We start from the raw sequence: 21,568 nt of genomic DNA on the forward strand, positions 1-21,568 counted from the left end.
GACGGAAACCTAGACAACCACACCGCAGGCGACAACGACGGACGCGTCGCGATCAGCCGCCGACCTGGCTGAGTGCCCGCAGTCCGCCCACCTGCATCTGCAGCAGCGCATGCTCCTTCGGCTTCCCCGCGAGTGCCTCGCGGAACAGGGGCTCCAGCGGGGCGCCCGCGCGCAGCGGCTCCCGCAGCGCCACCTCATGGTCCCCGAAGAGGCAGGTGCGGAGCCGCCCGTCCGCCGTCAGGCGCACCCGGTTGCAGGTGCCGCAGTAGGTGTGCGTCATCGGCGTGATCACGCCCACCGTGCCGGCCGCCCCCGCCAGCCGGTGATAGGCGGCCGGCCCGTTCCCGCGCACGGGCCCGGTATCCGGCTGCAGCGCGCCCAGCGCCGCGATCCGGTCCAGGATCTCGGCCGCAGGCACCACGTGCGCCCAGGTCAGCTCGCGCATGTCGCCCACCGGCATCAGCTCGATGAAGCGCACGTGCCACGGATGGTCCAGGGTGAGTCGCGCGAAATCCAGCACCTCGTCGTCGTTCACCCCGCGCATCACCACCACGTTCACCTTGATCGGTGCCAGCCCCGCGCGCTCCGCGGCCAGCAGCGACTGCACGGGATCGAACGCCAGGTCCCGTCGCGCGATCGCCGTGATCCGCGCCGGACGCAGGCTGTCGGCACTCATGTTGAGGCGATCGAGGCCGGCATCACGCAGGGCCCCGGCCAGCTCGGGGAGCCGCACACCGTTGGTGGAGAGTGCGATGTCCTCCACCTCGGGCACGTCACGCAGCAAACGCACCAGCGACGCGAGCTGGGGGCGGATCGTCGGCTCACCGCCGGTCAGCCGGATGCGCCGCAGGCCGAGCGGCGCCAGCTGGCGCACCACCGCCGTGATCTCCTCGTAGGAGAGGATGTCCTGCTTCGGCAGCCACGCCAGCCCGTCGACCGGCATGCAGTACGTGCACCGGAAGTTGCACCGATCGGTGACGGAGATGCGCAGGTACTCGATGCCCCGCCCGAACTGGTCGCGCAGCGTGACCTGCGTCACCGTGCCACCCCATCGGTGACGGCCGACGCCGCCGTCGGGTCCACCCACCGCCGGTCACCGTCCACGTAGTGCTCACGCTTCCAGATCGGCACGCGCACCTTCAGCGCCTCGATCACGAAGCGCTGCGCCTCGAGCGCCGGTGCACGACGCGCATGGGCGACGGCGATCGCGACGCTCACGTCGGTGAGGCCAAGGGTGCCGACGCGGTGCTCGACCGCGATGCGCACGCCGGGAAAGCGCCCGGCCGCCTCACCCGCGATGCGCGCGAGTTCATCCTGCGCCATCGCGGTGTAGGCGCTGTACTCGATGCCCGTCACGGCGCAACCGTCGTTCACGTCGCGCACGGTGCCGAGGAACAGCGTGGTGGCCCCGGTGGCCGCAGTGGTCACCTCGGCCAGCAGCTCCGCGGCGCGGATCGGCGCCGTGACGATGGCCGTGCGGATCACCCGCCGGCCACCGGTGGAATGAGTGCGATCTCCTGGCCGGCGTGCACAGGGACGGCCCCCGGGACGTAGCGCCGGTCGACGGCCACGAGCGGACGCGACGGCAGGCTCGCCCCCCCAGGCAGTGCGCGCAACGCCGCGACGACGTCCTCGACCGTGGCGGGCTCAGCGACCGAGATGGTCACAGCGCTGCCACCGAAGGCATCGGCATACGAGGCGAAGAGCAGGACCTGCAGCTGGGTCATGGTTCGGACGAGGGAGAGACGGTCGGGGAAGATAGCGCGCGAGATCGCGGATCGTTCCGTCTCCGGCATCGCGGCGCCGCGCGCGTCGCCCGAAAAGAGAACGCGGGGCACCGGACCCGGTACCCCGCGCAGTGTCCGCGTCGCCTATCTGCAAGCGACATCAGGACTTAATCGTCGTAGTCGTCGTCGTCCTCGGCGAACCCGCCTTCCGGCACTTCCTCACCGGCGACCATCGCGCGCAGTTCCTTCGACGGCTTGAACACCGGGACCGGGCGCGCCGAGACCTCGACCGGTTCACCCGTGCGCGGATTACGCGCCATCCGCGTCTTCCGCTGGCGGATCTTGAAGGTGCCGAATCCGCGAACCTCGATGTTCTTCTGGTCCTTCATTGCGTCCTTGATGGCGTCGAGGAATGCATCCACGACCCGCGCGCAATCCTTCTTGGAAATCAGCGGTCCGGCCGTGCGAGAAATCTGCTCGGTGACCCGCTCCACCAGATCGGCTTTCGTCATGGACGCCCTCAAGGAGTCAACTCCCGGTTGGCACCGGGCTCGGGCGCGAAGCTAGCGACGTAGAGCGTTGTCAGTCAAGAGGTTGGCTCTGCTCAGGCAGGCTTCCGGAGGCTCGCCATGAACTCGTGGAACACCGGCCGGGCATCGTGCGGACCCGGCGCCGCCTCCGGATGGTACTGCACGGAGAAGACCGGCAGCGAGCGGTGGCGCAGCCCTTCGATCGAGCCATCGTTCAGGTTGACGTGCGTCACCTGGAGGTCCGTGGACCCCGTGACCTGGGTCGCGTCGCCCGAGACCGCGAATCCGTGGTTCTGGGCCGTGATCAGGACCCGGCCCGTGGCGAGTTCCTTGACCGGCTGGTTTCCGCCACGGTGGCCGAACGGCATCTTCTCGGTCCGCCCGCCGAAGGTGAGCCCGATGAGCTGGTGCCCCAGGCAGATGCCGAACACCGGTGTACCGGCCTCCGCCACACCACGGATCATGGCGGGGGCGTAGTCGATGGCGGCCGGGTCGCCCGGGCCGTTCGAGATGAAGACCCCGTCCGGCTTGTGGGCAAGGATCTCGCTGGCGGTGGTGCTGCCCGGCACGACGGTCACCTTGCAGCCTTCCTCGGCGAAGAGCCGGAGCATGTTGTCCTTGATGCCGAAATCGACCGCCACGATGTGGTGCGCGGTGCGCTCGGCGCCGTAGACGAAGCTCTCCGACCGCGCGGCGCCCGAGGCCAGGTCGGCCCCTTCCATGCGCGGGGCGGCGGCGAGCAGGTCGCGCGCCTCGGCACTGGGATCCGTGCCCGCGCAGAGCACGCCCATCATGACGCCGGCGCTCCGGAGGTGGCGCGTGAGACGGCGGGTGTCCACCTCCTGCAGCGCCGGCACACCGGCCGCGGCCAGCCACGACGGCAGGTCACCGGTGGCGCGCCAGCTCGAGTAGGTCTTCGACATCTCACGGACGATGACGCCGGAGACCTGCACGTTGCCGCTCTCCGGATCCTCGGTGTTGATGCCGTAGTTCCCGATCTCGGGCGACGTCATGACGACGATCTGGCCGCGATACGAGGGGTCGGTGAAGACCTCCTGGTAGCCGGTCATGTTGGTCGTGAAGACCACCTCGGCCACCGTCGGCGGCGTCCCGGCATTGATGAGCCCCTCAAACGTCGAACCGTCCTCGAGGAGCAATACCCCGGGGACGGTCTCGAGCGCGAGCGGCAGCGGCGTGCCGATCACGGCTTGGCGGGCGCCGGCGAGGCCGGTGCCGGCGCCTGTCCGGCGGGGGCTGCGGGGCTGAGGGGGAGCGCGGAAGCGCCGCCCTTCGGGGTGCCACCCGCCGCCGGGGCGGTGGCGGGCGCGGCCGGTGCCGGCGCCGTGAAGGCGTTGTCGAGCACCGACTTCGGCGCGCGCTGGCGGGTGGTCATGAGCTGCAGCACCAGCGCCAGGAACATGAACGCGCCGCCGCCCCACCAGCTGATCTTCGTCAGCAGGTTGCCTGCCTGCCGGGTCCCGATGACGGCGTCGGCCGACGAGGTCGCGCCGCCGAAATTGGCAGCCATACCGCCTCCCTTGCCGGACTGGAGCAGGATGACGGCGATCAGCACGAGGCTGATCAGGATCAGGATGGCGAGGAGGAACGTGTACATCGGCTGGGCTGGGTCGGGGACGTCTCTGGACTAGCCGTGAAAGGAAGCGAATCCCGGCGTGCGAATCAAGCGCGGACGATGGCGTTCCAGCCGTCGGCGTCGAGGCTGGCACCGCCCACCAGGACCCCATCCACGTCCGGGGCGGCGAGGAGGGTGGTGGCATTGCCACGGTTGACGCTGCCGCCGTAGAGGATCGGGATCCCGTTCGCGCGCTCGCCGATGGCGGTCTTGAGGGCCGCCACGATGGCGCCGTGGACGGCGCTGGCATCCTCCGGCGTCGCGGTGCGACCGGTCCCGATGGCCCAGACGGGCTCGTAGGCGAACAGCATCGAGGCGACCTGCCCCTCCTCGACGCCGTCGATGCCGGCCCGGAGCTGCCGGAGCACGGTCGCCTCGGTGTTGCCGGCGTCGCGCTCGGCGAGGAGCTCGCCGATGCAGAGCACCGGCGTCAGCCCGGCCCGGATGGCGGCCTTCACCTTCAGGTTCGTCTCGGCATCGGTCTCGCCGAAGACGTGCCGGCGCTCGGAATGGCCCACCAGCACGTGCGTGGCACCCGCGTCGCGCGCCATCGGCGCCGAGTTCTCACCGGTGAACGCACCCTTGTCCTCGTGGTGGATGTTCTGGATCCCCACCTCGAGGTCGGACCGCTCACGCAGCATCTCGCTGACCGTCGTGACCGACAGCGCATTCGGAAAGAACAGGACCTTGCGGTCGTGCTGCCGCGGGTAGTGCACGAGGAAGTTCTTCATGAACGCCCGGGCATCACTCGGGCCGTGGTGCATTTTCCAGTTCGCAGCGAAGATCGGCAGCTTCAAGCGGTCCCCTTGTCATCCAGTGCGGCCACGCCGGGGAGTTCCTTGCCCTCGAGGAATTCGAGGCTGGCTCCGCCGCCGGTGGACACGTGGCTCATCATCTCTCCCAGCCCTGCCTCGACGACGGCCGCGGCGGAATCCCCGCCGCCGACGATCGTGATCGCGCCCTTGCCGGTTGCGGCGGCCATCGCGGTGGCGATCGCGCGCGTGCCGGCATCGAACGGCGGCTTCTCGAAGACGCCCATCGGCCCGTTCCACAGCACGGTCTTCGCCGCCAGGATCGCGCGCGCGTAGCTCTGCGCCGAGTCCGGCCCGATGTCGAGCATCGCCTCGTCCGCCGGGATGCCATCCCGCTTCACGGCGTGTGCCGTCTTCGGCTGGTCCATGCCCTTCGCGACGGTCGCGTCGTGCGGCAGGATCAGCAGGCTGCCGGCGCGCTCGATGAGGTCCTTCGCCATCTCGACGCGGTCGGGCTCCACCAGCGACGTGCCGGTCTCGAAGCCCATCGCCTTGTAGAAGGTGCAGGCCATCGCGCCCCCGATCAGCAGCGCGTCCACCTTCGGCAGCAGCGCCTCGACGACGTCGATCTTGCCGGAGATCTTCGAGCCGCCGAGGATCGCCACGAACGGCCGCTTCGGGTCGTCGAGGGCGCCACCGAGGTAGGCCAGCTCGCCCTCCATCAACAGGCCGGCGACGGCAGGTCGCAGGTACTTCGCGATGCCGGCGGTGGATGCATGCGCGCGATGTGCACTTCCGAACGCATCGTTCACGTACAGGTCACCGAGCTTCGCGAGTCGCTCCGACAGTGCGTCGTCGTTCTTCTCCTCGCCGGGGAGGAAGCGCGTGTTCTCCATCAGCAGCACGGCGCCGTCGGTGAGGGCGTTCGTCGCGGCGATCGCAGCCTCGTCGTCGGTGGTGCCGCAGAACGTGACGTCCACACCCGGCAGCACGTTCCGCAGCGCGGGCATCACCGACTCGAGCGTGTACTTCGGGTCGGGCGCGCCCTTGGGGCGTCCCAGGTGCGACAGCAGCACGACGCGCGCGCCGTGGCTGCGCAGCAGCTGGATGGTCGGCACCGCGGCGCGCAGGCGGGTGTCGTCGGTGACCGCACCCGCCGCGTCGAACGGCACGTTGAAGTCGACGCGCACCACGACGCGACGCCCGCGCAACTGCGCGGGCGTCAGGTCCTTCACGGAGGACTTCGACATCAGGCGAGCGTCTTGCCGACGTACTGCAGCAAGTCCACGCAGCGGCTCGAGTAACCCCACTCGTTGTCGTACCAGCCCGAGAGCTTCACCATCGTGCCGTCGATGACGTTGGTGCTCTTGGCGTCGATGGTGCACGAGAACGGGTTGCCGATGTAGTCCACGCTGACCAGCTCGACGGTGCTGTAGTCGAGGATGCCCTTGAGCGGGCCGTCCTTGGCGGCGGCGATGAACGCGGCGTTCACTTCCTCGATGGTCGTGGCGCGCTCGACCTCGACCGTCAGCTCGGTGAGCGAGACGTCCGGCGTCGGCACGCGGATCGCGATGCCGTCGATCTTCCCCTTCACTTCCGGAATCACCAGCGCGGTGGCCTTGGCGGCACCGGTGCGGGTCGGGATGATCGAGACCGCGGCGGCACGCGCGCGGCGCATGTCCTTGTGCGGCAGGTCGAGGATCGACTGGTCGTTGGTGTAGCTGTGGATCGTCACCATCGAGCCGTGCCTGAAGCCGAACGTGTCGCGCACCACCTTCACCATCGGCACCAGGCAGTTGGTGGTGCAGCTGGCGTTGGAGATGATGTGGTGGGTGGCCGCGTCGTACTTCTGGTGGTTCACGCCCATCACAATGGTGATGTCCTCACCCTTGGCCGGGGCCGAGATGATGACCTTCTTGGCGCCGGCGGCGATGTGCTTCCGCGCCTTGTCGGCGTCGGTGAAGATGCCGGTGGACTCGAGGACGATGTCGGCGCCCGCCGCAGCCCACGGCAGGTTCGCCGGGTCGCGCTCGGCCGTGATCCTGATCTCATCGCCGTCCACGACGATGGCGCCCTCCTTCGCGCTCACCTCGCCCTGGTAGGTGCCATGGACCGAGTCGTACTTGAACAGGTGCGCCAGCGTGGCCGTGTCGGTCAGGTCGTTGATGCCGACGAAATCGATCGCGGCGCCTGACTTCTTCGCGGCGCGCAGCACGTTTCGCCCGATCCGACCGAACCCATTGATGCCGACCCGAATTGCCATGACGCTACTCCAGTGGTGAACGGCGGTCGCCGATGGCGGGCGCCCGTCCGAATGTGACACAGCTTACGATACGTGCGCCGCCGCCGGTGAGGGCTGCGGCGCACGCGACAAGTGTGGCTGCGGTGGTCACGACATCGTCCACGAGTACGCAGTGCGCACCCTGCACGTGAGGGGCACCAGCCGAAGCCACGGTGAAAGCGCGAGTTACGTTCACCAGTCTCTCCCCGGGTGTCAACCGCGTCTGACTCGACGGGGTCCGCCCGCGGTGCAGTGCGGCGACGACCGGCACCCCCCAATGTGCCGCCAGGGCTTGCGCGAGCACGCCCGCCTGGTTGTAGCCGCGCTCACGTTCACGCCACCCGGCCAGCGGCACGGGCACCAGCAGGGCACGCTCCCGCACGACGTCCGGCGGCCACGCAAGCCGCGACATCTCGGCCGCCATGCCCTGTGCCACCTGCGGCCAGCCATCGTACTTGAGCGCATGCACCAGCCGGCTCGCGACACCGTGCCGCGACATCCAGGCGACGGAGCGGACGCTGCGGACGAAGGGGGGCAGCGCGTCGCACCAGCGACAGGGATCGCCCGCCGTGGCGTCACGGGGCGCCGGGTGGCCGCAACGCGCGCACTGCGGGTGTGGCAGCCGCTCCACGCGACTCCAGCAGAGCAGGCAGGCGGGACCGCGCTCACGGCCCAGCGGGGCCTCACAGAGCACGCAGACCCCCGGCAGCGCCAGTTCGAGGAGTGTGCCGGCCAGGGCGGCGAGCTGTGCCCCGCCCTCTCGCGCCATCCGGACGGGCCACCGCATCAGGACCGGCCCGTCGAGGCCTCACAGGCCGCGTGCCACATCGCGTCGCCGTCCGCAGCGCGGCCGAACCAACGCATCCAGGACCGCGCGCCCTGGCTCACGAGCATCCGGAGGCCGTCGTCCGCCCGCCGCCCCTGCGCCCGCGCCGCCCGGACGAACGGCGTGAGCGAGTCCCGGCGGTACACGAGGTCGAGGCACGCCGCGCCCACCGGCAGCAGGCGCGGCTCCACCGGCAACTGGTCGTCGCGCATGCCGACCGGCGTCGTGTTCACGATCAGGTCGGCCCCTCGCACTGCATCACCCACGAGTTCCTCCACCGTTGTCGCGCCGGCTGGCCCGAGTGCCAGCAACGGAGCCGCCCGCGCCGGCGTCCGGCCCCAGATCGCCAGCCGTGCTGCCGGCCACCCGCCCACCGCGGCCACCACCGCCCTGGCCGACCCACCGGCGCCGAGTACCGCCACCCGGATCGCCCCGCGCGGAAGTTCACCGAGCAGCGCCGCGACCGCGTCATCGAACCCACCCACGTCGGTGTTGTCTCCGTGCAGCGCGCCGTCGCTGGTCCACCAGGTGTTCACGGCACCGAGGCGCGTGGCGAGGGGCGTCAGCACGTCACAGAGCGCGGCGACGCGTTCCTTGTGCGGGATGGTCACGTTGCCGGCCGCGCCTTCGGCGACCAGCGACCGCAGCGTGGCCCCGAGTGTGGCGTAGGAGACGTCGACGGCCTCGTAGCGAGGCGCGAGGTGCGCCGCCTGGAGGGCCGCGTTCTGGAACGTGGGGGAGAGCGAATGCGCGACCGGGTGCCCGAGCAGCACCAGCCGCGTGGGCATCGGCATCAGCGCGAGGGCGACTTCGGCGAGGCGGCGAGCCGGTCGAAGGCGCGGCTGATCAGCGCGTGCAGTTCGTCGAACGTGGCCCGGTAGACGCCGATGTCACCGCCGATCGGATCGCTCACCGGACGAGACACCTCGCCGTGGGTGGCGAAGGCGCTGAGCAGGTGCGCCTTGCCGGCGCCACCCAGGCCCTCGATCGCCAGCAGGTGGCTGGGGCTCATCGTGAGCACCAGGTCGGCGGCGCCGACCATCGCCGGCGTGACCTGGCGCGAGCGATGCCGCGACAGGTCGAGCCCGTGCTCCATGGCAATCAGGAGCGACCCTTCCGACGCGCCGCTCATGTCGTCCGCGGCCACGCCGGCGCTCGCGACGCTCACCTGCGGCAGCTGTCGCGCCTCGACGATCGCGTTTGCGATCACCTCGGCCATGGGGCTGCGACAGGTGTTGCCGGTGCAGACGAACAGGACACGGTAGGGTCGGTCAGGCATCGCCAAGCAGGTCGGGGACAGTCTCGCGCAGTCTGGCGGCGCTGATCGCGCCCGGGCGGATCACGCGGAGCCGCCGCCCCGTGCAGTCTATCACGGTGCTGGGTGGCGAGGGAGGCAGCAGGCCGCCGTCCAGCACCATCAGCAGGCCGCGGTTGATCTCCGGCGTCCACTGTTCCACCACCTCGCCGGCGCGCATCGCGGGCGGCACGCCGGGCCGGTTGGCCGAGGTGGATGTGAGCGGCGAGCCGAGCGCCGTGATGAGGCGCTGCAGGCCGGGATGCGGCGTCCAGCGGACCGCGATGCCGCCCTCGGGCCCGCGCAACCGCGGCGGGAGCTGGCCCTCGCCGCCCGGCAGCACCAGCGTCATCGGCCCGGGCCAGTGGCGGGCCGCGAGGTGGGCCGCCTGCGCCGAGAGGTGCAGGCCCAGCCGCGTGAGCATCGCGCTGTTCGACACCAGCAGCAGGAAGGGCTTGGCGGGCGGCCTCCGCTTCAGGGTCACGAGCTTCTCGACCGACTCGAAGTCGACCATCGTGCCGAACCCGTACACGGTCTCGGTGGGATAGGCGAGCACGCCGCGGTCCTGCAGGTGCAGCACCACCGGCGTCAGCGCGGCCTGCACCTCATCGGGCGACCAGAACGGACGGACGACGTTGTACCCGCTCACTCGGGGAGCACCGACAGCGACTCGGCGGTGGCGAAGTCCGCCTCGTCGGTGACCTTCATGCCGCGTTCACTCCCGCGCACGACCACGACCGGAAACCCGTAGTGCTCGCAGAGGGCCGCATCGTCGGTCGCGGCGAGCCGGTCACGCCGCGCCCGGGTGTGCACCTCGTCGATCATGGCGCGGGGAAACGCCTGCGGCGTCTGCGCGCGCCAGAGCGCGGTGCGATCCACGGTGCGCACGATGCGCCCGGTCGCGTCCACCTCCTTCAGCGTGTCGACCACCGGCAGCGCCGCGATCGCGCCGTGGCCGCACTGCGCCTCGCGGATCACGCGGTCGATCACGGTGGCGCTGGCCAGCGGCCGCGCTGCGTCGTGGATCACGACGGTGTCGACGTTCTCCGGCATGTCCTCCAGCCCGTTGTAGACCGACTGCATGCGGTCGCGGCCGCCGGTGCTCACCAGCATGCGGTCGATGTCGCACTGGAAGATCCAGGGCGGCGGGTCGGCCGCGAAGTCGCGCGGCAGCACCACCACCACCAGCGCGACGTCGGGGCGCAACTGGAAGGCCTGCAGGCTGTGCAGGACCATCGGCTTGCCGGCGACCCAGCGGAACTGCTTCAGTTCCGGGCCGCCGACGCGGGTGCCGCTGCCGGCGGCGACGATCACCACTCCCACGTTCGGCGCGGTGACGGGGGTCACCGCGCGCAGCTCGGCGGGACGCGCATCGCGATCGAGGTTCGCGGCGGCGCGCTCATCGTCGTGGTGGTCGGGTTCGTGCGGAGTGTGCAGGGTGGACTCGGTGCTCATGTGAAGATGGTGTCCAGCAGGTCGCGGATGTTCGCGATGCCGATGACCGTGAGGCCCGCGGGGGCCTTCACGCGTGCCGAGGTCTTCGAGACGTAGGCCCGCGTCAAGCCCAGGCGCGCCGCCTCGGCCAGGCGGCGCTCGAGCTGCGAGACCGCACGGATCTCGCCGCCGAGTCCGACCTCGCCGAGGAAGAGCGAGTCCGGGGGCAGCGCGCGATCGTACACCGACGAGGCCAGTGCGGCCGCGACGGCGGTGTCACCCGACGGTTCGGTGAGCCGCATGCCGCCCACCACGTTCACGAAGGCGTCGAGCTGTGCGAACCCCAGGCCGGCGCGCTTCTCGAGCACGGCGAGCAGTAGCGCGAGGCGGCGCGGGTCGTAGCCGGTGGTCACGCGCTGCGGCGTCCCGAATCCGGCCTTCGCCGCCAGCCCCTGGATCTCGACCAGCAGCGGCCGCGTGCCCTCGAGCGGCGCGGTGATCGCACTCCCGCTCGCCGACTGGGTGCGGTCGCCCATGAAGAGCGCCGAGGGGTTCGCGACCGGCTGCAGGCCGGCGGCATCCATGCGGAAGACGCCGATTTCGTCGACGCTGCCGAAACGGTTCTTGGTCGCGCGCAACAGCCGGTAGTCGGCACCCGACTCGCCCTCGAAGTAGAGCACCGTGTCCACGATGTGCTCGAGTGTCTTCGGGCCGGCGATGCCGCCACCCTTCGTCACGTGCCCGACGACGAAGATCGCGGTGCCCAGCTCCTTCGCGGCGCGCATCAGCCGCGCCGCGCACTCGCGCACCTGCCCCACGTTGCCGGGCGCGCCCTCGAGCTCCTCGGTGTGCACCGTCTGGATCGAGTCGATGATGGCGATCACGGGACGCGTGGCATCGAGGTGCGCGATGATCGTCTCGAGGTGTGTCTCCGGGAGGAATTCCACCTCGCCGGCCCCCTCGCCCAGCCGGTCGGCGCGCAGCTTCACCTGCAGCGGGCTCTCCTCGCCGCTCACGTAGAGCGCCGCGTGCCCCATGCCCTGCAGCCGCGCGACCACCTGCAGCAGGAGGGTGGACTTGCCGATGCCGGGTTCACCGCCCACCAGCACCATGCTGCCGGGCACTATGCCCCCGCCGAGCACGAAGTCGAACTCGGCGAGTCCGGTGCGCAGCCGGTTCGACTCGGTGCCGCTGACCGCGCTGAGCTTCGCCGCGCGCACCGCGACCATCCCGCGCCGTGGTGACGCTGCGGGTCGCCCGATGGCCTTCGACGGTGCCTTCTCGACGATCTCCTCGACCAGCGTGGACCACTCGCCGCACGTCTCGCAGCGCCCGCCCCACTTGGGATGCTCGGCGCCGCAGCTCGTGCACCGGTACGCGGTCCTGGTCTTCGCGCTCACTCGCCCTGCGAGCGCTTGGAGAAGTTCTCGAAGCGCGTGTAGTGCTTGTGGAAGAAGAGCGGCACGGTGCCGATCGGGCCGTTGCGCTGCTTGCCGATGATGATCTCGGCGCGACCATCCAGCTCGCTGTTCTTGAGCCGGCCGGCCTCGTCGCGCTCCGCGTACACTTCCTGGCGGAAGATGAACATGATCAGGTCGGCGTCCTGCTCGATGGCACCGGACTCGCGCAGGTCGCTGAGCTGCGGCCGGCCCTTCTCGTCGCCGGTGCGCTGCTCCGGGGCGCGCGACAGCTGCGAGAGCGCCACCACCGGCACGCGCAGCTCCTTGGCCAGCGCCTTCAGCCCGCGGCTGATCTGGCTCACCTCCTGCTGCCGGTTCTCGGAACTCGGCCCGGTCATGAGCTGCAGGTAGTCGACGATGATCAGGCCGAGCTTCGAGTCCGGGTCCGCCTTCAGGCGCCGGGCCTTGGCGCGCATCTCCAGCACGCTGATCGCCGGCGCATCGTCGATGTAGATCGGCGCCTGCGAGAGGATCCCCACGGCGCGCGCCAGGCGGGGCCAGTCGTCGTCGCGCAGCCGCCCCGTGCGCATGGCCTGGGCATCGAGCCGGGCCTCGCTGGTGATCATGCGCTGCACCAGCGACTCCTTGCTCATCTCGAGCGAGAAGAACGCCACGCCGACCCCCTCGGTGATCGCGACGTGCTGCGCGATGTTCAGCGTCAGCGCCGTCTTCCCCATCGACGGGCGCGCGGCGACGATGATCAGGTCGGACGGCTGGAACCCCGAGGTCATCTGGTCGAGGTCCGCGAAGCCGCTGGCCACGCCCGTGACCGAGCGCCCTTCCTTGGCGATGGTCTCGATGCGCTCCATGGCCGGATACATCAGGGCCTTGATCCGCGTGAAGCCCTCGCCGCCCCCGTCCTGGCCCACCTGCAGGATCCGCTGCTCCGCGAAGTCGAGCAGCTCGCGCGCCGGCTGGCGCGCCTCGAAGGCCTCGCCGGCGATCTGCGTCGAGACCTCGATCAGCCGCCGCAGGATCGCCTTCTCCTTCACGATCCGGGCGTGGTGCTCGATGTTCGCGGCTGTCGGCACGGCATCGGCGAGGAAGCTCAGGTACTCGCGCCCGCCCGAGGCGTCCATCTCGCCACGCCGCTCCAGCTCGTCCGAGAGCGTCACCACGTCGATGCCGCTGCCCTTCTCCATCAGCGCGATGATCGCGCGGTAGATGCGGCGGTGGCCCTCGCGGAAGAACATCGTGTCGTCGACGATCTCGGTCGCGCGCGTGATCGCGTCGGCGTCGATCAGCATTGCCGACAGCACCGACTGCTCCGCATCCTCCGACTGTGGGGGCCGGCGGTCGCGGTACGGGTCAGGCGCGGAGGGTCGCGTCGAGAACGCGTCGAGCAAGCTTGACATCTTCCCACGTAGGCCGCTTCCACGCGTCGTTGCGCAGGAGGGCGGCCGGGTGATAGGTGGCGACGAGCGGAATCCCCTGGTACCAGTGCAACTGCTGGCGCAGCTGGCCTATCCCAAGTTTAGTGCCGAGGAGCGCCTGCGCGGCGGACGCGCCGAAGGCGAGGATCAGCTTCGGCTGGACCAGGTCCACCTGCCGCTGCAGGAAGGGGGCGCAGGCGCGCACCTCCTCCGGCGTGGGGGTGCGGTTGCCGGGCGGGCGGTGCTTCAGGACGTTGCAGATGTAGATCGTGGTGCGATCGAGCTGGATCGCCCCCAGGATCTTGTCGAGGAGTTCGCCGGCCGGTCCCACGAACGGCTCCCCGCGCAGGTCCTCCTTCTCGCCGGGCGCCTCGCCCACCACGAGGACCTCGGCCAGCGGGTTCCCGATGCCCGGGACGGGCTGCGTCGCCGTGCGCACAAGGTCACACGCCTTGCAGGCGGCGATGGCGACGTTTACGGCATCGATCGACTGCCACGCGGCACCCGGGTCCACGCCGATCAGGGGGGGCCGCTCCACGCGGAGCCCGCGCGGGAAGACGGCGCCCTCCTGCAGTGCGAGCGTGCCGGTCTTGCGCGGCGGCGGCGGCGCGTCGTCTGCCGCGGCAGGCAACGACTCCGGGGCTGCCGGCACGGGTCGGGCGGGGGCCGCGGATTGCAGGCGCTGCATCATCTCGCGCCAGTCGTCGCCCTGCTCCACCGGTGCACCCGGTTCACGCGCTTCGCGTGGCGGCCTCGGGCCGTCATCCCCTGCGCGCGGTGGCGCGACAGGCCGGTCCGGTGCGACGGCCGCTGCATCGTCGCGCGGCGCTGCACGGGTCGGGACAGGGCGTGGTGCGGCCGCGGGCACAGCCGCAGTGGCGCCCCCGTCGCCCGGAAGGGCGCCGAGCATGCGCATCACGTCGTCCACGCCGAGCGCATCGAGCAGCATCTCCGATTCGCCAAGTTCGCGGCGCTGCTCGAGGTAGGCGCGGAGGCGCTCGCGGGCGTTCACGCGGTGCCTCCGCCGTGACGCGCTTCGAGCAGGCGCGAGACCCGGTCGAGCAGCAGGTCCGCGAGCACGGACTTCGGCAGCACGGGCGTCACTTCCCGCCCACCGGCGGCATCGAGGATCACGACGCGGTTGGTGTCGGTGCCGAACCCGGCGCCTTCCTCGGTGGCATCGTTGGCCACGATGAAGTCCAGGCCCTTGCGGTGGAGCTTCGACATGGCGTGCTGCTCGACGCTGGTCGTCTCGAGCGCGAAGCCCATGATCACTGCACCGGGTCGCCGGAACGCACGCGTGGAGGCGAGGATGTCCTCCGTGTGCTCGAGGGCGATCACCGGTGCGGTGTCGCCCTTCTTGATCTTGTGCGGCTCGACGGCGGTGGGCCGGAAGTCGGCCGGGGCGGCGGCCATGACGAGGGCGTCGGCGGCGGGCAGCGCTGCGGCGACGGCGTCACGCATCTCGGTGGTGGAGGTGACGGCGATCGCGTCACCACCCCACGGCAGCGGCACTTCGAGCGGCCCATGCACGAGCGTGACGGCCGCACCACGGCGCCACGCCGCGTTCGCGATGGCGACGCCCATCCGTCCGCTGCTGTGGTTCGTGATGTACCGCACGGGATCGAGTGCCTCACGGGTCGGGCCTGCCGTGACGACGATGTGGCGTCCGGCAAGCCCGCGCGCGGTTTCCAGGAGGCGTCCGGCATGTGCGAGGATCTCCTCCGGTTCACACATGCGACCGGGGCCCACGCCTTCGCCGAAGGCGAGCGGCCCGGTGTCCGGATCGAGGACGTTGTGGCCCAGCTCGCGCAGCACCTGCACGTTGCGGCGCACCAGTGCGTGTGCCCACATCCCGTCATTCATCGCCGGCGCCACCAGCACAGGTGCCCGGGTGGCCAGGAGCACGGCGGTGAGCTGGTCGTCGGCGCGGCCCTGTCCGGCGCGCGCGAGCAGGTCGGCGGTGGCGGGGGCGACGATGACCAGTTCCGCCTCCTTCGCCAGCCGGATGTGCGCGAGGGCGTGGCCGGCGTCGAGGATGGCCGGTGCGACCGGACGCCCGGTGACCGCCTCGAAGGTGATCGGGCCGACGAACTCGCGCGCGGCGCGTGACAGGATGACGTCAACGACGGCGCCCGCCTGGGTGAGCAGGCGGGCGAGCGTGACAGCCTTGTAGCAGGCGATGCCGCCGGTCACCCCGAGGATGACGCGGCGGCCGTCGAAGGGGCGCACGTGACCGGCCCCCGGCGCGGCTTACTCGGGACGGCGGCGCGGCATCACGCGGTACTCGAAGTCCTTGCCATGCAGGTCCTCGAGCGCACGCGTGGTGAGCTTCTTCTCCTTGCCGGTGGAGCCGATCTTCGGGAACTCGTTCAGCACGCGCGCATACTTCGCCGCGACCAGCACGCCGAGGTACTTGTTCTGCGACTGCTGCTGCTCGGTGATGTCGCCGGGGGTGAAGACTCGCATTCCGTTCCATCTCCTCGGCGCACACGCGCCGTTGGGTGACCATCTGTGCGCCGGCCGGGCCGCCACACACCGTTCGAGCCTGCTCCAACGCCTGCTCCTGCTCCTGCACGCCGCAGGCCGGTGCTCGTCACACCCGGCCGGCCGCGCGCCACCTCCCGTCGTGCTACCGGACCGCGTCGCGCAGCTCATTGGCGAGCGCCGTCACACGAGCTGGCAGGTCCGTCAGCCGCGTCCGTCGCAGCGCCTCGGCATCGATGATGCTCAGCACCTGCGCCACCGCGTGCTCCAGTTCGTCGTTCACCACCACGTACTCGAAGCTGTCCACCGTCGCCAGCTCCGTCAGTGCACTGTCCACCCGCGTCGCGAGCGTGGCACGATCTTCCGACCCGCGCCCCGACAGCCGTGCCAGCAGCTCCACCGCCGAAGGCGGCAGCAGGAAGATCAGCACCGCCGACGGAAACGACTTCACGAACTCGATCGCGCCCTGCACGTCGATGGTCATGATCGGGTTCCGGCCAGAGGCCATCAGCCGGTCGATCTCGCTGCGCAGGGTGCCGTACCGCTTGCCATGGACGTGGGCGTGCTCGGCGAACTCGCCGGCGCGGACCCGGACCTCGAACTCGTCCCCAGCCAGAAAAAAGTAATCGACCCCATGCCGCTCCGCAGGCCGGGGGGGCCGGGTCGTGCAGGTGATGCTGAACCCGAGGTCGGGCCTGAGCTCCAGCAGCCGCCGTGCGATGGTGGTCTTCCCCGTTCCGGATGGGGCTGCCAGGATGACAGGAAACGCCGGCGTCGTCATTCGAGGTTCTCGACCTGCTCGCGCATCCGCTCGAGCTCTTCCTTGATCAGGACCACGTCCGCCTGCATCGACGCGTCGTTGGCCTTCGACCCGGTGGTGTTCGCCTCCCGCACCATCTCCTGGAGGATGAAGCCCAGGCGCTTGCCCACCCCCTCACCCTGCGGCGAGGCGATGGCCGCCCGGCAGGCAGCGTTGTGGCTGGCGAACCGGCTCAGCTCCTCGGCCACGTCCACCCGGTCGGCGAGGATCGCGATCTCCTGGGCCAGCCGCTGGGGATCCACGGCAACCCCGCCGGCCAGGTCGCGGACCGCTGCGGCGAGCCGGTCACGCTGCTCCACCAGCCGCTGCGGCGCGCGCGCGGCCAGTCGGGCCAGCGCCCCCTCGATGATCACGAGGCGGTCCAGCAGGTACTGCGCCAGCCGGCTGCCCTCGGCTTCCCGCATCGTCACGAACAGCCGGATCGCCTCGCCGGTCAGCGCGAGGAGCGCCGCCGGATCGAGGGTCGCCACCGAGTCCTCCTCCACCGAGGCGCTGGTCATCACGTCGGGCATCCGCAGCAGCGTCGCGAGGTCGATGGTGCGGTCGATCCCGGCGTCGTCGGGGATCGCGCGCAGCTGCTCGGCGTACGCCACCAGCCTCGCGATGTCGATCCGCGGGCCGTCGCTGGCGTCGCGCTCGATGCGCAGCGAGAGCGACACGTGCCCGCGGGTGACCCGCGTGCGCAGCAGCTCGCGCACGTCCGCCTCGAGCCGCGTGAGCGCTTGCGGCAGCTTGATCGACGGCGTGAAGAAGCGGTGGTTCACGCTGCGGACCTCGACCGACACGCGGTGCGACCCGATCACCGCCTCGGCGTTGCCGTACCCGGTCATGCTCTGGATCGAACCGATCATCCCGGCGTCAGTTCCAGAAGGTCCAGCGCACGCCGTACACGGCGAGCGGGCCGGGCATCAGCAATCCCGGCACGGTGGTGTACGGGACATTCAGCAGGTTTCGCATCTGGAAGGTGATGGTCGCGTCCTTGAGCGTGAACTCCGCACGAATGCCCAGCGGCGTCGCCGGGAAGGTCGGGAACGGCGTGACGGTGCCCGCCGAGTTGTAGACCGGCACGCGCGACGCCGTGCGGTACTCCACGTCGCCGGCGAGCACGAAGTCGAAGCCACCGGTCTTCGTCGCACCGGTCCAATGATAGCGCCACGTGAGCTCGCTGCGGGCCTGCAGCTGCGGGCGATACCACCCGGCGTCGCTCCAGCGCACGCCGTTCAGGTGCAGCTCGAACCCCTTGAAGAGCGGGCCGGTCACCGCCCACGTGAGGCCGGTCGCCCTGCCCTCGGCCACCCAGGGCGTCTGCCGATCGAAGATGCGCGGCGCGCGCAGCACTGCGCTGTCGCGCACGATCGCACCGCCCTGCAGCCAAAGCCGGCCCACCCGCAGCGCCACCTCGCCACGCGCAGCGCGCGCCACCGGCAGCGGCACGGCGGCGGGCGTGAACGACGAATCCGCGGGCAGCGGCAGTGTGCCGGTGGTGCCATACGAGACGGCACCGGTGAGGGCCAGCCGTGGTGCAGGCAGGAACTTCAGGAAGGCATCGGCCTGCGTGACCTCGGAGAACGGGTTGCGCTCCGCCCACGCCGTGCCGGTCAGCCGTCCGAGGTCGAAGCCGGCGCGCACCGACGGCTGGTGGAGCGTCCGCCCATCCACGCGACGGAGTCGCTCGGTGGCCGAGACCTGCGCGTGGGCCGATGCCCAGCCGGCGGTGGCGACGAGCTGCGAGCTGGTGCGGCTGGTGTCGGCCGAGTCGGCGAGGAAGCGCTGCGTGCTGCTGGCGGCACCGAACGGGGTGTTCTCCGCGTTCGATCGCGATGCCGCCACGACCTTCAGCCACGGACCGCGTGACTGGTCGCCGGTGGCGAACCGCAGGTACGCCTCACGCTGCACCTGGTCGTAGCGCGGGATCGGCCGGCCAGCGAGTTCGTACTCCCGCACGGCCACCAGCGTGAGCGTCTGCTGCGTGGTGCGCATGCGCAGCAGCGTGCCGTCCAGGCTCCACCGCTCGCGCACGAGTCCCGCGCGTGCGAACACCGTGGTCGCATCGCCGTCACCACCCAGCCGACGGTCGTCGGTGCTGCGCTGCTGCAGCATCACCTGGAAGGCGAAGCCGTTGCGGGCGCGGCGGGCGAGGTAGCCGCGGAAGGTGTTGCTGCGGTTGTCGCCGGTGAGCACGTCGGCGCGCGTCTGCGCGGTGAGCCGCAGCGGGCCGCGCCAGCTGCGCATGTGCAGCCGCAGCTCGTTCGCACCCCGCTCCACGACGAGTTCCTCGAGTGCGCCAATGGGGAAGAGCGAGAGGTCCACGACACCACCGCTGCGCGGGTCGATCGCGTCGAGCTCGATGCCGTCGAGGAAGAGGCGCACGCGGCCGGCATCACCGAGGTACGACCCGACCTGCGCGCCCATGTAGAAGCGCGCACGCAGGGACGCGAGCCCGGGCACACGATCGAGGAAGTCGGCCAGGGTGAGCGCACCGGTGCTGAACAGGCTGTCGCGATTCCACCGGTGCGACATGCCGGCCTCGGTGAGGAACGGCACCTCGGCCTGCGGCAGGGCGCCGGTGACGGAGTCGGCGCGCGCGATGGAATCGGCGCGCACGCGGAGCAGCGAGTCGGCTGCTGACTTCACCTGCGCCCGCAGCGGAGACGCCACGATGACGGCGGCCACGACCAGCACCGCCAGCGTCACGGCACGGTGCACCCGATGCCTCAGCGTGCCCTCGCGCGCACGAATTCCACGAACGTGCCGACCGGTCGGCCGGTCGGCCCCTTCGGCAGCGACACGAGGTCGGTCTCGGAGTAGGCGGTGCCTGCCACGTCGAGATGCACCCAGGGCATGCCCTCGGCGAAGACCTTGAGGAAGAGTGCGGCGGTGATCGTGCCGGCGGCTCGCCCGCCGGTGTTCTTGATGTCGGCGGTGTCGGACTTGATCTGCTCCTCGTAGTCGGGCCAGAGCGGCAGTTCCCAGCCCGGTTCCGAGGCGCGCGTGCCGGCCGCGAGCACCTCGCTCACCAGCGCCGCATCGGTGCCCATCACGCCCATCAGCGAGTTGCCGAGGCCGATCACGACCGCGCCGGTGAGCGTCGCGGCATCGATGACGGCGGCCGGGTTGTACTTCTTCGCGTAGTGGAGCACGTCGGCCAGCACGAGACGGCCTTCGGCATCGGTGTTCACGATCTCGATGAAGGTGCCGTTGGAGGCCTGCACGACATCGCCCGGATTGATCGCCGTGCCCGACGGCATGTTCGTCACCGCGCCGAGCAGGCCGACCACGTTGATGGGCAGCTTGAGGCGCGCGATGGCTTCCATCGCGCCGAGCACGCCGGCGGCGCCGCTCATGTCGTACTTCATCCATTCCATGCCCGGCGCCGGCTTGATCGAGATGCCGCCGGTGTCGAAGCAGACGCCCTTGCCGGCGAGCACCACCGGCTGCGCGCCGGCGGCGCCACCCTTGTACTCGAGCGCGACCAGGCGCGGCTCCTGCGGCGTGCCCTGGGCCACACAGAGCAGGCTGCCCATGCGGAGCGCCTCCATCTCACGGCGCCCGAGCACCGTGACATCCATGCCGTGGCGCGCGGCGATGTCACGCCCGGTCTCGGCCAGCGTGTCGGGCGTGCAGAGGTTGCCGGGCATCATCTGCAGGCGGCGCGCGAGGGCATAGCCGGCGCCGATGGCCTCGGCGGTGGCGAGCGCGCCAGCGGCGGCCACGGCGTCGTCCACGAGCAGCGTCACCGATGCCAGCGGCGTGCGCGGCTCCGTCGGTGGCGTCTTCAGCTCGCGATACTCCCACGCGCCCATGGAGGCGCCGACCAGCACCTGCTCGATGTCGCGCTCGTCGAGCGGGCCGGCGACCATGAGGGTGAGCGACGGCACGTTCAGCGCCGTGGCGCGGCGTCCGGCGAGCTGTGCGGCGCGCTTCAGGCCGAGTGCGCGGTCGGCCGGTTCACCCATGCCGACGAGCAGGATGCGTTCAGGGCCACTGGCGGCGCCGGCCAGGTGCAGCACCTCGTCCTTCTTGCCGACGAAGGCGGCCCGCTCGAACGAGCGCGTGACGGTGCCACCGAGGGCAGCGTCGAGGGACGTGAGGGCGGCTGGGGCGCGATCACCCTTGAGGCAGAGCACCGCCAGGGCGCCGGTCTCCAGCGTGCCGGGATCGGCCTGGCGGACGGAATATGTGATTGACATGTCGCGGAAGGTACGAGGTCGGGTCGCCAGCGGTGGGGACCGGCACCGTTTCAGGGCGCGCAAGGCAGCGGCGACTCTTCGGCAAGCTAGGACGGCTGGCGGTACCACGCCACCGAGTTAAGCGAGCCCGGCTGTTGCCGCCCGCGGCGGTGGCTCGTCGGGGGGACATCAGTGGCTCCCACCGGAGCGCCGAGCCCCTTGCCACAAGGCCATCGTGATCTTCCGTCGCCGCCCGTCGAACAGCCAGCTCATCGTGAGCACGAATGCGCTCCGGCGCATGCCGAACAAGATGCCGGAACCGCAGGGACCGATCCTGCCCATGAGTGAGCTGGCGCAGCGCGCGGGTGCGGCGCCGCGGGCCGACTCGCTCGCTGCGGTGCGGGACTCGGGGGTGGTGATCGCGTTCCTGGCCAGTGGCGCCACGCGTGCACACCTGACCACGCGGGTGTACGACGTGATCACGGCGCAGGAGGGGTGCGGCCTGGGCCGGAGCAGCAGCCTGCAGTCGTTCGCGGACCAGTTCTGCGAGACTCCGGACGGCAAGCGCCGGCTGGCGCAGGCGCTGTCGGTGATCCGTCCGACCCCCGATCCGACGGCCCAGCTCACGCGGGCGTCGATCACGGCGTGGGTGCGCTCGGTGGGGCTCGCCGCGCAGGCGCATGAGGCGGCCGAGGCCACGACGGCCGGCCTCCCGGACTGGCACGTTCCCGGCGACATGTAGTGTGACGGTGTAGTGTGACGAGGCGGTGCGGGGCCGCGCC

Annotated in this window: 24 protein-coding genes; 1 reads left to right on the forward strand and 23 read right to left on the reverse strand. The window is 70.9% G+C overall.

Translation table 11 applies throughout. The features are described from left to right. Positions 1–52 precede the first annotated feature (52 nt). The 23 genes from moaA to IT355_03125 all read right to left on the reverse strand — a co-directional run bounded on the left by moaA (position 53) and on the right by IT355_03125 (position 20,807). The gene (moaA, locus tag IT355_03015; GenBank protein MCC7052210.1) at positions 53–1,039 is read right to left on the reverse strand and encodes a GTP 3',8-cyclase MoaA; all 987 of its coding nucleotides are present in this window, start codon (positions 1,037–1,039) and stop codon (positions 53–55) included. Further along, positions 1,036–1,485: a molybdenum cofactor biosynthesis protein MoaE gene (locus IT355_03020; protein MCC7052211.1), complete on the reverse strand. Its 450-nt coding sequence runs from the start codon at positions 1,483–1,485 to the stop codon at positions 1,036–1,038. Before IT355_03020 ends, moaA begins: the two co-directional genes overlap by 4 nt. Beyond that, complete coding sequence (locus IT355_03025; GenBank protein ID MCC7052212.1) at positions 1,482–1,727, reverse strand: MoaD/ThiS family protein; 246 nt, start codon at positions 1,725–1,727, stop codon at positions 1,482–1,484. Before IT355_03025 ends, IT355_03020 begins: the two co-directional genes overlap by 4 nt. A gap of 167 nt (positions 1,728–1,894) precedes the next feature. Continuing rightward, complete coding sequence (locus IT355_03030) at positions 1,895–2,239, reverse strand: integration host factor subunit beta (protein MCC7052213.1); 345 nt, start codon at positions 2,237–2,239, stop codon at positions 1,895–1,897. A gap of 92 nt (positions 2,240–2,331) precedes the next feature. Then, positions 2,332–3,447: a glutamine-hydrolyzing carbamoyl-phosphate synthase small subunit gene (carA, locus tag IT355_03035; protein ID MCC7052214.1), complete on the reverse strand. Its 1,116-nt coding sequence runs from the start codon at positions 3,445–3,447 to the stop codon at positions 2,332–2,334. 11 nt (positions 3,448–3,458) lie between these two features. Next, positions 3,459–3,872, reverse strand: coding sequence for a preprotein translocase subunit SecG (gene secG, locus IT355_03040; protein ID MCC7052215.1), 414 nt, complete (start codon positions 3,870–3,872; stop codon positions 3,459–3,461). 65 nt (positions 3,873–3,937) lie between these two features. Further along, a complete protein-coding gene (locus IT355_03045; GenBank protein ID MCC7052216.1) occupies positions 3,938–4,687 on the reverse strand; it encodes a triose-phosphate isomerase in 750 nt (249 codons plus the stop codon). Further along, positions 4,684–5,892, reverse strand: a complete 1,209-nt coding sequence (locus IT355_03050) for a phosphoglycerate kinase (GenBank protein MCC7052217.1) — start codon at positions 5,890–5,892, stop codon at positions 4,684–4,686. Before IT355_03050 ends, IT355_03045 begins: the two co-directional genes overlap by 4 nt. After that, a complete protein-coding gene (gene gap, locus IT355_03055; GenBank protein MCC7052218.1) occupies positions 5,892–6,905 on the reverse strand; it encodes a type I glyceraldehyde-3-phosphate dehydrogenase in 1,014 nt (337 codons plus the stop codon). Before gap ends, IT355_03050 begins: the two co-directional genes overlap by 1 nt. A gap of 4 nt (positions 6,906–6,909) precedes the next feature. Further along, the gene (locus IT355_03060) at positions 6,910–7,710 is read right to left on the reverse strand and encodes a ComF family protein (protein MCC7052219.1); all 801 of its coding nucleotides are present in this window, start codon (positions 7,708–7,710) and stop codon (positions 6,910–6,912) included. Then, positions 7,710–8,543, reverse strand: coding sequence for a shikimate dehydrogenase (locus IT355_03065; protein ID MCC7052220.1), 834 nt, complete (start codon positions 8,541–8,543; stop codon positions 7,710–7,712). Before IT355_03065 ends, IT355_03060 begins: the two co-directional genes overlap by 1 nt. Further along, on the reverse strand, positions 8,543–9,028 hold the full coding sequence (locus IT355_03070) for a low molecular weight protein arginine phosphatase (protein MCC7052221.1): 486 nt from the start codon (positions 9,026–9,028) through the stop codon (positions 8,543–8,545). The genes IT355_03065 and IT355_03070 overlap by 1 nt, the downstream gene beginning before the upstream one ends. Continuing rightward, the gene (locus IT355_03075) at positions 9,021–9,692 is read right to left on the reverse strand and encodes an L-threonylcarbamoyladenylate synthase (GenBank protein ID MCC7052222.1); all 672 of its coding nucleotides are present in this window, start codon (positions 9,690–9,692) and stop codon (positions 9,021–9,023) included. Before IT355_03075 ends, IT355_03070 begins: the two co-directional genes overlap by 8 nt. Then, positions 9,689–10,498, reverse strand: coding sequence for a 2-C-methyl-D-erythritol 4-phosphate cytidylyltransferase (gene ispD / locus IT355_03080; GenBank protein MCC7052223.1), 810 nt, complete (start codon positions 10,496–10,498; stop codon positions 9,689–9,691). The genes IT355_03075 and ispD overlap by 4 nt, the downstream gene beginning before the upstream one ends. Further along, positions 10,495–11,877 (reverse strand): DNA repair protein RadA, encoded by a 1,383-nt coding sequence (radA, locus tag IT355_03085; GenBank protein MCC7052224.1) that lies wholly within the window; start codon positions 11,875–11,877, stop codon positions 10,495–10,497. Before radA ends, ispD begins: the two co-directional genes overlap by 4 nt. Beyond that, on the reverse strand, positions 11,874–13,292 hold the full coding sequence (gene dnaB, locus IT355_03090; GenBank protein MCC7052225.1) for a replicative DNA helicase: 1,419 nt from the start codon (positions 13,290–13,292) through the stop codon (positions 11,874–11,876). The genes radA and dnaB overlap by 4 nt, the downstream gene beginning before the upstream one ends. Next, on the reverse strand, positions 13,246–14,322 hold the full coding sequence (locus tag IT355_03095; GenBank protein MCC7052226.1) for a uracil-DNA glycosylase: 1,077 nt from the start codon (positions 14,320–14,322) through the stop codon (positions 13,246–13,248). The genes dnaB and IT355_03095 overlap by 47 nt, the downstream gene beginning before the upstream one ends. Then, on the reverse strand, positions 14,319–15,542 hold the full coding sequence (gene coaBC, locus IT355_03100; protein MCC7052227.1) for a bifunctional phosphopantothenoylcysteine decarboxylase/phosphopantothenate--cysteine ligase CoaBC: 1,224 nt from the start codon (positions 15,540–15,542) through the stop codon (positions 14,319–14,321). The genes IT355_03095 and coaBC overlap by 4 nt, the downstream gene beginning before the upstream one ends. A gap of 21 nt (positions 15,543–15,563) precedes the next feature. Next, the gene (locus tag IT355_03105; protein MCC7052228.1) at positions 15,564–15,779 is read right to left on the reverse strand and encodes a DNA-directed RNA polymerase subunit omega; all 216 of its coding nucleotides are present in this window, start codon (positions 15,777–15,779) and stop codon (positions 15,564–15,566) included. A 163-nt stretch (positions 15,780–15,942) separates the two neighbouring features. Continuing rightward, complete coding sequence (gmk, locus tag IT355_03110; GenBank protein MCC7052229.1) at positions 15,943–16,578, reverse strand: guanylate kinase; 636 nt, start codon at positions 16,576–16,578, stop codon at positions 15,943–15,945. Further along, positions 16,575–17,468 (reverse strand): YicC family protein, encoded by an 894-nt coding sequence (locus IT355_03115; GenBank protein MCC7052230.1) that lies wholly within the window; start codon positions 17,466–17,468, stop codon positions 16,575–16,577. Before IT355_03115 ends, gmk begins: the two co-directional genes overlap by 4 nt. Positions 17,469–17,475: 7 nt before the next feature. Continuing rightward, complete coding sequence (locus IT355_03120; GenBank protein MCC7052231.1) at positions 17,476–19,323, reverse strand: hypothetical protein; 1,848 nt, start codon at positions 19,321–19,323, stop codon at positions 17,476–17,478. An 8-nt stretch (positions 19,324–19,331) separates the two neighbouring features. Further along, entirely contained in the window at positions 19,332–20,807 is a 1,476-nt protein-coding gene (locus IT355_03125; GenBank protein ID MCC7052232.1) for a leucyl aminopeptidase, read from the reverse strand. 214 nt (positions 20,808–21,021) lie between these two features. Here IT355_03125 and IT355_03130 point away from each other — a divergent pair, with 214 nt between their 5' ends. Beyond that, positions 21,022–21,528, forward strand: a complete 507-nt coding sequence (locus IT355_03130; protein MCC7052233.1) for a hypothetical protein — start codon at positions 21,022–21,024, stop codon at positions 21,526–21,528. Positions 21,529–21,568 lie beyond the last annotated feature (40 nt).

The sequence above is a fragment of the Gemmatimonadaceae bacterium genome (assembly GCA_020851035.1).
Lineage (GTDB): Bacteria > Gemmatimonadota > Gemmatimonadetes > Gemmatimonadales > Gemmatimonadaceae > JACMLX01.